Genomic DNA, 13,138 nt, shown 5'->3' with positions numbered 1-13,138 from the left:
CCTCACCCTCGCGTACGCCTGAACGGCGTCGCTCGACCTCTCCCCAAACTTCGTTTCGGGAGAGGTGCAGTGCGAGAAAGCAGCATAAATACTTGCATCAACAAACTGCACGACCTTCGCCGAGGGAGAGGTGACCGAAGACAGAAAACCGCTTCAAAAACTCATGCCAATTCCGGTGTCAATACCGAAGATTGGACAGCCCAGCGTTAGCCTCAATAGCCATCGCCAAAACACTCACTGCCCGGCTTCCATCTCCGCCAGCGTCTGCTTGACGATTTCAGCCGATTTACGAAACGCGGCTTCTTCGTCTTCGGACAGAGTCGGGTGCAAAATGCGAGTGACTCCTTCGCGGCCAATCACGGCCGGTAAAGAAAGACAAACGTCTTCCACGCCCAAGTATCCGTCGACCAACACGCTGACCGGCATCGTGTGGCGCAGGTCATACGCAATGCTGTCCAGAATGGTGATGGTTGCCATCGCGATGCCATACGAGGTGTGCCCTTTGAGGCGAAACACCTCGTACCCCATCGCCTTGGTTTCTTCAAACATTCGCCGCGACGTGTCGCTTGGGTAGAACCGTTCACCGCCGGTCATGGCGATCGACGAAGCCGCGAATTGTGTGTCGCCGTGTTCGCCCAAGATGTACGCTCGAATGTCTTGAGCGTGAATTTTCAGTTCAGTCGATAACAAAGCTCTGTAGCGAATGCTGTCAACCAAAGTGCCGGTGCCGATGACGCGTTTGGGGTCAAAGCCGGTCAGGCGGATCGTTTCATACGCAAGCGCGTCGACGGGGTTGCTGACCATCAGCACAATCGCGTTGGGGCTCGCCTCCGCCAAGGCCGGCATCCACTTGCGAAGGATGGGCATGTTGTCGATCCCCATTTCCAATCGCGTTTGGTTTGGATACCGAAACGGAACCGACGCGGTGAAGATGATCACGTCGGACTCTTTTGAATCCGCGATCTCACCCGCGTGAATCTTCATGTTGCTGTCGACGAGAGCCGCGGCATGCGTCAAATCCAACGCATCGCCTTCGGCCTTTTCTCGCGAACGATTCAGCAACAACAACTCACTGGCCAACGGATTGATTGTCAATGCAAAGGCAATTGCCGATCCGACCCGTCCTGTTCCGACCAATGTGATCTTCATGCTATCCCTCCGTCGATGTGTCGGGTTCGTTTCATTCTAACGCCTCGGCTTGGCGTATCCGAACGAAGCGAGACTCATTCAGCAATGCCCCGCATCGCGGGAACGTCGCGAAAGGCGTCAATCACGGCACTGACGGGGAAACAGGAAGCAAGAAACGAAAAAAGGCCAGCAACCCGAAGATTGCTGGCCTCATTCGAACTCACGCGAACGTGAGAGATCGTTCTAATTCGACGAGTTGTCGAAGCCCGCTATTCAGCAGCCACAGCCAGATGCGACTGGTGCGGCCGAACCGCAACCGCTGCATCCGCCGTTGCCAGCAGCCGATCCACATCCGCCCGAAACGGGAACTTCAACCGTTTGAGGAACCATGATCGTCTTGGTGACTTCGACTTCTTTTTGGACTTGGACAGGCACGCAAACGGTGTAGTCTTCGGTCTTTTCTTCTTCGACTTGATCCATCACGGTGACCGTGTAAGGAACTTCTTCGGTGACGGTGTCACACTCGGTGACGGTGTACTCACGAGTCTTGGTTTCAGGAACCATGACGGTGACTTCACGAGTGCGAGCTTCGGTTGTCATGGTCGTTTGAGGAACCATGCGAGTACGAGTTTCGGCAACCATCGTGCACACTTCTTTCGAACGAGTGCGAGTTTCGCTGGTGTAGCTGGTACGTTGTTCTTTACGAACGCGTTGCTCAGTGCGGCACTTGGTGACTTGGTACTCTTGCGTGCGTTGTTCTTGACGGCAACGACGAACAGCAACCTGACGGGTGCGAACTTCACGTGTCATACGAGTCACTGGAACCGTACGGGTGCGAGTTTCCAAACGGCACTTGGTAACGTTGACCATACGGGTCTTCGTTTCGTTGCGGTACTTGCACACCGTCACGGGACGAGTGCGAGTTTCAGTGCGGCACTTAGTAACGGTGTAAGTGTAAGGAACTTCCGAACGCTCGCTCACATACTCGGTGTAAGGAACTTCTTCGCTGACCAAGTTTGGAACCCAAACGCGTTTGGTGATCGTTTGAGTGCATCCGCCACAGCTGTTGCCGCAACCACATGCGTCGGAGCAACCGCCGCACGATCCGCATCCGCCACAGCTCGATCCACAACCATTGCTGGCAGGAACTTCTTCTGTCACGCACTGATAGCTACCGAGGTCTTTGCAGACAGTACGGGTCTTCGTCACTGGGACGCGTTTGCAAACGGTACGCGAAGCGGTCAACGTTTCTGTGTAAGGAACTTGAACCGTGTAGGTTTGCTCAACGGTTTCGGTGTAAGGAACGCGAACCGTGTAAGTTTGTGCAACTTGTTCGGTGTAAGGAACACGAACGGTGTAGCTACGCTCGACGTGCTCGGTCACTGGCACACAAACCGTGTAGTTCTTCGAAACCATTTCGGTGTAAGGAACGTTGACGGTGTAGGTGCGAGTCGCGGTTTCGGTGTAAGGAACCTGAACCGAGTAAGGCACGTCGACTTCCGTCGTAACGGGAACTTGAACCGTGTAGGTTTCTTCGACGGTGTTCTTCTTTGGAACCATGACGGTGTAAGTCTGTTCGACTTCTGTCGTCACGGGAACTTGCACGCTGTACTCTTCCGTCTTGGTCGACGGAACCATCACGGTGTATTCCTCGGTCTTCACGACCTGACGAGGAACCTGCTTGGTGACGGTGCGAGTGCGAGTCTCAGTGCGGGGCACCGACTTCACAACGGTGTAGTTACGCTGACGCGTTTCTTGTTTCATTTCGGTCACGGTGACCGTTTGCATCTCGGTGACCTGTTGAGGCACCATGATCGTTTGCGTCGTCATGGCGGGGCCACAACCTTCAGCAACAGCTGCGGGAGCTGCCGATGCATCAGCAGCAGGAGCACCTTCGGCTGGCGATGCAGAAACAACTGCTCCACATCCGCCACAAGCGGGTGCAGGAACAGGTGCGCCACAACATTGTGCGTTGGCGGTCGTGCCGTAAGCCATTGCGGTCAAAGCAATCGCGAAAGAGTAAAACAACTTCTTCACTGGGGTTACCTCAAAGGGTTCGAAAAGAGCGAGGGCCATTGCAAAGTTGTGCCCCTCAACCTGGACTGTTGGTTTTGCCGGAGCTCGAGTCGAACTCCACGTCGCAACTTATATAACTCGCACCCGGGGGGATCGAAGTTGTTTCCTTTCGGGTAATTCGAATCAAGTCGGGAAAGCTGGCCGATCGCGTCGTCCCTGCCGGTTGTGACGATTGTGCGCAAGCCAAAGGTGATCATTGAGGTGTACAACACGAAAAAACCCCGCCGGGATGAACCGACGGGGCTTTCGTTATTCGATCGTTCCAAATGAAACTCAGCTATCGCCGAGGATCATGTCAATCGCGTCGCGGAAAGCGGGGTACTCGCTTTCAATCAGATCTTCGAGGCTGGCGTCGAAGTCAAAATCATCCACGCCGCCGAGCAATTGAACAGACGTGCCACTTCGGTTCACTCGCAGGTGATCGCCATCGACCTGAGCGGTGCGGACGTCGCCATCTTCTTCGATGATCGTCAGCAAGGCCGCATCGTTGTTGCGGTTCATTGCCAATTCAGCGTACGCGACTCCTTCGAACCCGCTGCCGGCTAAGAACATCGTTTGTGCACCGTCGACCAGGTTGATGAATCCACCTTCGCCCGGATCAACTCCGCTTGGCAAACCGTTGCCGCCATTGGTGTTGGTCGACAAGATGGAACTGTTGCCTTGTCCGGCATCACCCAAAGTTGCGAAGGCGAACGATCCGACGGGCGACGCTCCACCGTCAGATCCGATTTCGATTGGAATGATTCCGTCGGCAGCTTCACCTGCAGCGACCGCGTTGTTAGGCAAGTTGTACATCACCTGGTAACTGCCCGGGGCAACGTCTTCGAAGGTGTATTCACCGTCCAAATTCGTCAACACAACTTGGTCGATATCGACACCCAGTTCATTTTCCGAAGCGGCGGAAACCAAACGGACTTCGACGCCACCAAGAGCGGTTTCACCCGCATCGCGAACACCGTTGCGGATCGGGTCGGCACCGTTGTCGATCACGTCGCGGATGTTCATGATCCCGTCGACGAACAGCTGACCGGAGATCACCGATGGGCTGAAATCGTTGACGGTGACGTCCACCGTGGCGGTGTCGGTCAGATCGCCATCGCTGAGCTGATAAGTGATTGTCGCGGTGCCAACAAAGTCAGTCGCCGGCGTGAAGACAAGTTCGTTGTTCGCGTTGACCGTGACGGTTCCGTTGGCCGGTTGAGTCGGCACGGTAACCGTCGCGGTTTGATTCTCGTTGGCTGGTCCAAGCGAATCGTTCGAGAGCACGTCGATCGTGACTGCTCGATTGCGAACCGTGGTCGCGGTGTCATTGCTCGCAACTGGAGCATCGTTCACGCCGGCCACTGAAATGCTGATCGTTCCCGTGTCGCTCGCACCTTGCGAGTTGGTGACCGTGTAGACCAGGGAATCGCTTCCGAAGTAATCAGCACTTGGTGTGTAAGACAACGTTGAGTTGGTCAGATCACCCGAGGTGCCGCTGACAGTCGCACTGCCGTTGGTAGGTGCTGTGGTGATTGTGACCGTCGCCGAGTCACCCGAATCCAGGTTGATCAGGGTCGACAGATCCAATGTCACAGCTCCAGCGTCTTCGGTAGCCGACAACGATCCGTTGTTAGCAACCGGCGGCGAAACCACGTCGGTCACGTTGACGGTGACCGTTGCGGTCGCGGTCAAGTTGCCATCGGTGACTTGGTAGGTGAACGAGTCCTGGCCGTTGTAATCGGCAGCTGGTGTGTAGCGAATCTGGCCGTTGCCAATCGCGGTCGCCGTACCGTTGCTTGGGTTCGACGCCACGGTGATGACCAAACCAGTGCTGTCGACATCAGCAACATTGCCATTCAGGTCAATGTCGATGCTGCTGTCTTCCAACACGGTGACGGTGCGATCGGTGGCCGTTGGTCCATCGTTGACGGGTGTCACGCTGATCGTGAGAGTGCCCTCATCGGACAACTGCGACCCTTGCGTGCTGGTCGCACGATAAACGATTGTCGCGGTGCCATTGGCGTTCAAGACAGGGTTGAAGGTCAATGTACCGTTTGCTGCGACCGACGATGTTCCGATCGCGTCTGTGCCGCTGACCTTGCTGAAGGTGACCGCGTCGGTTCCTTCGAGCGTGACCAAATCATTCAGGTTGAACGTGAATGTTCCGGAGTCTTCGTCGATGGTTTCCGATCCGTTGCCAGCGATCGGAGCATCCAAGACATCTAGAATGTCAATGTTCACAACAGCTGTCGACGTACCACCCTGCCCATCACTGATGGTGTAGGTGAAGGAGTCGTCACCGTCGGATGCCGAACCGGTCGAGGTGTAACTGATTCGCGTGCCGTTCTGGGTGATCGTCGCAGTTCCGAAGCTGGGAGTGCCGACCGAAGTAATCGTCAGCACACCGGTTTCGCCTGGACCATCGAAATCATTCGCCAGCACGTCCAACGTGACCGTTGCACCTTCGTTGACACTGAAGTCATCCGCTGTGGCGGTCAGGTCGGTGTTGTCAGCCGTGATGTTGACCGTGATCACACCCGTGTCACTGCCGCCTTCGGTACCATCGTTGCTGGCGGTATAGGTGATCGTCGTGGTGCCAAAATCGTCTTGGGCTGGGGTGAAGAAGATTTGATCACCGTCGGTCCGGACGCTGCCATTCCCCGATGTGATCACTGCACCGTCAAGCGTGATGGTGGTGCCACCGGTGTTGATCGTGATCAGGTTGTCGGCACTGAGGTCAGCGACCAAAACTTCGCTCGTGACTCCACCACCATTGTCTTCATCGATGGTGACCGTCTTGTTCGCCGCGTTGATGCCAGTTTGGCTGTTTGTGACCGTGACGACCACATTTGCGGTCGCCGTCAACGCACCGTCAGCAACGGTGTAAGTGAACGAATCCGAACCAGAGAATCCGGCGGGTGCGGTGTAGCTGATTTGCCCGTTGGCGATGATGGCCGAACCGCCATTTGCAGTGGTCACCGCGGTCGCGGGACTTTGCAACACCAAGTCGGCATTGTTCTCGCCTGGGCCAGCACTATCGTTGGCCAAGACGTCGATTTGGGCCGTTTCACCTTGCTCGACTGTTGCGGTGTCATCGCCCAGCGTTGGTGCATCGTTCACACCTGCGATCGTGACAGCAATCGTGCCGGTAACGGTGTCCGTTCCGTCCGTCGCGGTGTAAACCAGTTGGTCACTGGTACCAAATGCATCGGCATCCGGCGTGTAGGTAACGACACTGCCGTTGAGAGCGAAGTCGCCCAAGTTTTCGGTCGTAGACGAGATCGCGTAGGTCGTTCCGGCAGGGTTGCCGCTGTTCAACGTCGCCAAATCAATCGTCGTGGCTGGATCATCTTCGGTCAAACTCAGCGTGCTGTTCGCTGCGGTCAGCCCGGTGCTGACACCGGAAACATTCAGAATGAATCGCGATGAAGCGTCCAACTGAATCATGTTGTCAGGCACACTCTCTTTGCCGACCTCGGTACCGTAGATCAGAACTTTGTCGCCTTCATCGGGAGCATCCAAGCTCACACTGACGCCAGTCGCGGGAACAACGGCACGGACTGGAATGCTGAAGACATCATAAGCCAGATTCGGGTTGAACTCGGCGCCCAACTCCTGAGCCAAACTTTGGTCACCAGGGCCGAGCACACCAATTTCGTCAAAGAGATCGACCAAACCGCTGCCCAAGTCCTCGCCGAGCTCAAACGAGCCGAACGAACGCGTCTGCCCGTAGACGCCTGCATTTCCCGCATTCCGCGTGTTCAATTCCAACGCACGAAGGATCGGGGTGCTGTTGAAAGAACCGTCCGGGTTCTGAACGTTGATCTGCGACAGATCAACTGGTTGGGCGGTTCCGTTGACCTCCAAGACAGCCTGCAATTGAGGCATATCCACGTTGATCAAGTCAGGACCGCTGTAGTTGATCTCCATTGTGTAGGAGCCCCCACCGCTTGGACCGCCTGCACTTGAGTTGATGCTCGACAACACGTCGACATCATCAGCTGATCCGACCAGAGGACTTAGCTGAGCAATGATCTCTTCAAGGTTGTTCGAACCGTTCGCCAGGCTGCCGCCAATGAAGTCGTTCAAAGACCGCGTCACGGTAACGGACGGGTTGTCCGCAAACGAGAACGTGATGTTGCCTTCAAGCGGAGAGTTGAGCACCGTGTTGTCAAAAACAATGCTTTGAACTTCGCCAACGGCAGGTTCAAGCACGTCCGTTTGGTCGATGATGATGTCGGTCACTGCACGGAACACACCCGTTGCACTGAATCCACGCAAATCCTTGACGCCGACTTCCAATTTGAAGACTTCGTTGACGTCCACGTTGTAGGTCAGTTCGACATCGTCGTCAGGCAAGACATCCGTTGCACCGGTCGTGTTGTCGACCAGCGTGTCATCCAGGTTGCGAGCTGCCAGCACAAACTCAACCAGCGGCATGTCCGCTTCGCCTTCACCGCGATTCAGAGCATTGATAACGCTCAGAGCGTCCAAGGCCGTCACTCGATTGTCACCGGTCACATCGACGAAACCAGTGAATTCATCCGAGTCTGACAGCGGCTCGCCTTCGCCGTGACTGTTGAGGTGATTGATCACCATCAACGCGTCCAGTGCCGTCACATATTTGTTGTTGTCAACGTCGTAGGCACGCCAGTAGTTGTGGGCGACGGCGTAAGTGCTTTCGCCTTCAGGAGCGGCATCAACCACCGAGGGAACGTCACCGGCCAGCAATTGTCGAGTTTCAAGCGATTCGCTTAGCAGACGACGCTTGTTCGAACGGTTAGAGCGCGACCGGTCTTCGCTTCGCTTTCGTGATGACGACGGGCTCACGCTGCGAAGCAGTTGACGCAGATTTTTCATCTGTTTTCTCGGCAATTCGAATGGTTGGGCTGGGTCGATGTGATGGGTCTTCGCGTTCGTCAAAATGCCCCGATATCGACGGGCATCTCAGCGTCCGCGCAAAGTTAGAACGGGCTCCCGCAAACCGCTTCCACGGCCGGGACCGCCAGCGTAATCCAAAAACTTTGGGCGGGTGCGAAAATTTGAAAAGCAGGGACATCTTACCTAGACCACCGCCTTTATCAATCTTTGCTTGGTCCGAGCGAACAAAAACGATGGGTTGGTCGCGGTTGGACGGATTGTGAGGGCAGAAAGTTCCAATTGGGCTCATCAAAAACCCAAAAAATGACGACAGCCGGTTCGGTTCACCCTCTTTGCCCAATCCACACAACTCAAAAATTCATTTGCAGCACGGCAAAAGCGAACGCCTCACTATTCGCCCCCCGGCTCTCGGGTGCCGGCAACGTTCTGTGACCTACCTTTGAAAAACATTTCCGTGCCAGCCAAATCGAACCGACTCACCCGATGTCCAATCCATCTCATTCGCCATCGAATCCAAACGCGACGGATTCTGACGCCCTGGAACTGCCATCACCGGCAATCCAGCCCTGCGAAGAACGATTGGCCCTCTCTGCATCTCTGATGGGAGCTTGGCTCGCCGAATGGGCGGATCCGACCCAGCCACTGCCAGCTTGCTCCGCCGATGTCCAGCCGATCCCGCTCGCCGAATCGGCAGCACCCGCTTCCATCCCTGTCGCCCCCGCAATCACCCCGATCACCGAAGCAACCGCCGCGGACGCGTTTCCCGTCGGCCCACTGCTGCCTGGCACCTCCAAAAGCGACCTACCCACCCAATCAGACGCCAATCCCGCCGCCAACGATGCCTCCGGCCTGAATTTCGACAGCCTCGTCGACGGCCAATCGTCAGGGTCACTGTTCGATCAAGCTCAATCGTTGAGAGAAAACGGCGGAGTACTCGCCGAAGACACTGATTCAGATGCCTTGGACGGAAGCGGTCAAACCATCGCGGTCATCGACAGCGGCATCGCTTACGACCACATCGCCTTGGGCGGAGGCTACGGGCCAGGATACCGAGTCGTTGGCGGCTATGACTTCGCCGAAAACGACGACAATCCATACGACGACGCTCCGGCCGGATATCACGGATCACACGTGGCCGGGATTCTCGGGGGCGATGGCTACTTGGATTCAGGCGAAGCCTTCCAGGGTCTCGCTCCCGGCGCCGATTTGGTCGGACTGCGAGTCTTCGACGATGCGGGAAATGGCAACCTTCAGTGGATCGAATCCGCGCTGCAGTGGGTGATCGAAAACCACGACACGTTCGAAAACCCAATCACGACAGTGAACATGTCGCTGGGAACCGAGCTCACCGATGCCAATCGATTCGACGCGATGGCAATGCTCGAAGACGAACTGCAAACGCTGTACGAAAACAACATCATGGTTTTCGCCGCAGCGGGCAATTCCTACGCGACGATGGACCACCAGAACGCCGACGCGTTGATGTACCCGGCATCCAGCCAGTACGTGGTCGGCGTCGGATCAGTGGATCCGAACAACATGCTCAGTGATTTCTCACAGCGTGAAGACGGGATCCTGACCACCGGTGGACAAGCGGTTCGCAGCAGCGTTCCCGAACATGTTTATGGCGCAGATGGCTTCGCCAACGACTACGCATTGCTCAGCGGCACGAGCATGGCCAGCCCACAAATCGCTGGTGCTTCCGCGCTGGTTCGCCAAGCCATGACGGATGCGGGAATGTCACCAACCGTCGACTCCATCCTGGCTCGACTCAACGACACCGCCGATCAGCACACCGATCCGGTCACTGGCATTCAGTACAAAACGTTGAACCTGGAAGCCGCTCTCGCATTCAGCGTGTCCGAACCGAATCCCACACCAACTCCCGAGCCAACTCCCGAGCCAACTCCCGAGCCAACTCCCGAGCCAACGCCGGCACCCAACCCGACTCCTAGTCCCACGCCGACGCCCGAGCCGACTCCGGAACCATCGCCCACCCCAACTCCCGATCCCACTCCACCGGCCAGTTCGCTGGTCAGCGACTACCAGGGCACCTCCGGTTCCGACGAAGTCGTCTTGGACCTGCGAGGGCTCACGTCTTCCGTTGGCGGCGGAATCAATGGCGAAACACTGCTCTCCGATTCAAGCGGCAATTACACACTCGACACGACCGAACCGATCGTCATCGACGGTGGAGCGGGCGGTGACGTGCTTCGCATCATGGGATCGGCCGAAGCCGAGAGTTTGCTTCTTCGTCCACCCAGCAGCGAAGACGGAGTCAGTCGCCTGACATTTCTCGGCGGCGTCATAGAAATTCGTGGTTTCGAAAACATCTCCTTCGTCGGCGGAGGCGGACTCGACCACGCAACGATGTACGACAGCACCGGCGACGACGTGCTCAACGCATCCAGCCAAACGGCTCGCATGTCCGGTGTCGGCTTTGAGTTCCGAGTTGACAACGTTCCCAAACTATTCGCCCATGCAACCTCCGGCGGCGAAGACTCCGCGCACCTGAACGATTCGGCCGGTGATGATCGCTTGGTCATCCGCCCCCAATTCAGTTCGCTTCGCAGCGACACGCAGACACAAGCCGTGTTTGGATTCGAGCGAGTCTATGCCTACGCCGAAGCCGGTGGTCATGACTCCGCCGACCTCGGTGACTCCGCCGCCGACGACGTGATGTCGATCTCGCACACTCAAGCAACGATCAGTAGCAGCGGCTACCGAGCCACGGCAATCGGATTCGACGATGTCACCGCCAAAGCATCCGCTGGCGGCGAAGACACGGTCCGTATCTATGTCACACAACCTGGCGGCACTTGGCACACCACCGACTCGCTGACCCAGTGGAACGGATCCGATGGAACTTCACGAATCGCCCGCGGCTTCGAACACAGCGAAACGTTCGAGCGATTCGAAACGTCCGGCCAATCCATCGCCGCCGAATCAACTGACGCTCCCCAGCCCTCCGGCGAAGCTCCGTCATCCGACCAAATAGCGTCCACTGCCAACGCGGCCCCTCAACCACTGGCCAATCCGTTCGACGAAGAAGCTCACCGCGACGCACTTCGTCGCATGTTCGAAGCTCTCTGAGCGGATCGTTTGCATCAGCCGTTCACGCCAACTTTCAAAAATTGAGCCAATTCCTTTCAGGACCATTCTTTAAGCACGCAGATGTTGGTGGATCGACGGACTTGGAAGTCCATCGTACGGTCAGTTATTCGACAAAATTCGCTTCGAAGCGAACCTCTTGGTCATCTCACAATCCACCGCGAACCCGGACGGCTGCAATTCGCTCACCTCCCGTGACGAGAGCCCCAGAGACGGCAGCCCCAGCAACCAAGGCTTCAGTACCCAAAGCTCCAGCGAACAAAGATTCAGCGACAATTTGACCAATTGGCTGCGGAGCCTAATCTGCTCGATTGGCCGCCGCACATCACGCTGCGGCTGGCCACACGCCCTAAAGTCGTGCTCTACGGCATTTGGGTGCCTCGATTCAATTCGATACGCATTCAGACTTGAGATCGCGAATGTCTCGTTGCAAAGTGAGACGCTCCTGCCTGCCAATATCAGCCAATATTTATCTCAATTCAAACACTTGTTTAAAACGCTTGTTTGAACCATGATTGCCAGAGAAAACTCGTCCGACAACACGACTTGATCCGTTCATGGCAGATTCACCCGAATCCTCGACGACTGATCCGACCCAACGATTGTTGGCCGCGGCGGGGCCGGTCTTTGCCGAGCGAGGTTTCGATCGCGCCACCGTCCGAGAGATCGCCAACATCGCTGACGTCAATGTTGCCGCCGTCAGCTACTACTTCGGCGACAAAATGGGTTTGTACCAAGCCGTCATCACCGCCATTCGCGAAAAACGCGAGCGTGCTTATCCGACCCCGGTCGTAGGAAAAGGGACGCCGCAACAGGATCTCGAACTGCTCGTTCGAACCTTGCTTTCACGAATGCTTGCTGCCGACGAAACCGGTTGGGAAGCCATGCTGATGATGCGTGAGATGCAACACCCAACGCCCGCAATCGAAGGCATGATCCGCGGCTACTTCCGACCGCTTTATGACGCGTTGTGCAAAACGATCCAATCGCTACTTCCACCGCTGGACCCGAAATCAAGCTGGCAAACCGATGCCCTCGTGCCTCAGTTGGCACTCGGCGTCGTTGGACAATGCCTTCACTATCGAATCGGCCGTCCCGTGATGGCTCATTTGATTTCACCGGAAGTGATTGAAACACATTACGGATTGGATTCGTTGTGTCGTCAGATCACCGCGTCCACCTTGGCAGCGTGTGGCGACCAAAACGTGATCGATCAACACAAGCTTCTCAAACCATCGCCGCTCAACGAGCCTCAAGATGTCTCTTGTCAACAATAACGAGCCGACACCCACGATGACCGAAGACGAACAATCCGCGGAGGCCAAAGCGTCCCCGGTGTCGACGACGACAGCGCCATCGTCGGCCGAACCAACGCGATCGCCTTATGAACATGGCATCGAAGTCGATTCGCCCGCGCCGGAAACAAACACGGTTCAGTTGATCGACTCGTCCAACGTGTTCTCATGGCTGCTGTTCAACATCGGCATTCCCCTGCTGTTACTCAGTGCGGCGATTGGGTTGGTCTTCTTCCTTGGTGCCGTCCAACCATCCACTCGCCCAGCTGCCGACACATCGCTGGCCGGTCGACTGCAAGCCTTGCCTGCCGTCGATGTCGTACCGACTCAGTCACTCGCGGACAGTGGAAAGACGTTGCATCTGAACACCGACGGCACGGTCGTTCCCTTTCGCGAAGTCGTCTTGGCGACCGAAGTTGCCGGACGGATCATCGAAAAGTCGCCTCAATGCGAAGCCGGCCAGTACGTCACCGCCGGCACCGTGCTGATGCGAATCGATCCGACCGACTATGAACTCACAGTTCGTCGGCTAGAACAAACCCAGCAATCCGAATACGAGTCGATCAACGAAATCGACCAAGAGTTGATCAATGCCAGTCGCTTACTGGAGATCGCCGACGCTGACATCGAACTTCAAAGCCGAGAAGTCAAACGTCTCGATTCGT

Annotated in this window: 5 protein-coding genes and 1 pseudogene; 3 read left to right on the top strand and 3 right to left on the bottom strand. The window is 56.5% G+C overall.

The window, feature by feature from the left end; translation table 11 throughout:
• Positions 1 to 234: 234 nt before the first annotated feature.
• The 3 genes from B2R17_RS27355 to B2R17_RS27345 all read right to left on the bottom strand — a co-directional run bounded on the left by B2R17_RS27355 (position 235) and on the right by B2R17_RS27345 (position 8,046).
• Positions 235 to 1,149 (bottom strand): lactate/malate dehydrogenase family protein, encoded by a 915-nt coding sequence (locus B2R17_RS27355; RefSeq protein ID WP_286766487.1) that lies wholly within the window; start codon positions 1,147 to 1,149, stop codon positions 235 to 237.
• 252 nt (positions 1,150 to 1,401) lie between these two features.
• A complete protein-coding gene (locus B2R17_RS27350; RefSeq protein WP_286766486.1) occupies positions 1,402 to 3,165 on the bottom strand; it encodes a hypothetical protein in 1,764 nt (587 codons plus the stop codon).
• A gap of 312 nt (positions 3,166 to 3,477) precedes the next feature.
• Positions 3,478 to 8,046 (bottom strand): Ig-like domain-containing protein, encoded by a 4,569-nt coding sequence (locus B2R17_RS27345; protein ID WP_286766485.1) that lies wholly within the window; start codon positions 8,044 to 8,046, stop codon positions 3,478 to 3,480.
• Positions 8,047 to 8,550: 504 nt separating this feature from the next.
• On the opposite strand from B2R17_RS27345, the gene B2R17_RS27340 reads away from it, so the two are divergent.
• The 3 genes and pseudogenes from B2R17_RS27340 to B2R17_RS27330 form a co-directional block, all read left to right on the top strand.
• On the top strand, positions 8,551 to 11,160 hold the full coding sequence (locus B2R17_RS27340; RefSeq protein WP_286766484.1) for a S8 family peptidase: 2,610 nt from the start codon (positions 8,551 to 8,553) through the stop codon (positions 11,158 to 11,160).
• A 575-nt stretch (positions 11,161 to 11,735) separates the two neighbouring features.
• Positions 11,736 to 12,455, top strand: a complete 720-nt coding sequence (locus B2R17_RS27335) for a CerR family C-terminal domain-containing protein (RefSeq protein ID WP_286766483.1) — start codon at positions 11,736 to 11,738, stop codon at positions 12,453 to 12,455.
• 16 nt (positions 12,456 to 12,471) lie between these two features.
• Positions 12,472 to 13,138 (top strand): annotated as a pseudogene (locus B2R17_RS27330) (hemolysin D); the annotation flags it as partial.

The sequence above is a fragment of the Rhodopirellula sp. UBA1907 genome (assembly GCF_002337565.1).
Classification (GTDB): Bacteria; Planctomycetota; Planctomycetia; order Pirellulales; family Pirellulaceae; genus Rhodopirellula; species Rhodopirellula europaea.
The sequence above is the reverse complement of the archived record's forward strand: the minus strand, read 5'-3'. Positions and strand labels throughout refer to the sequence as shown.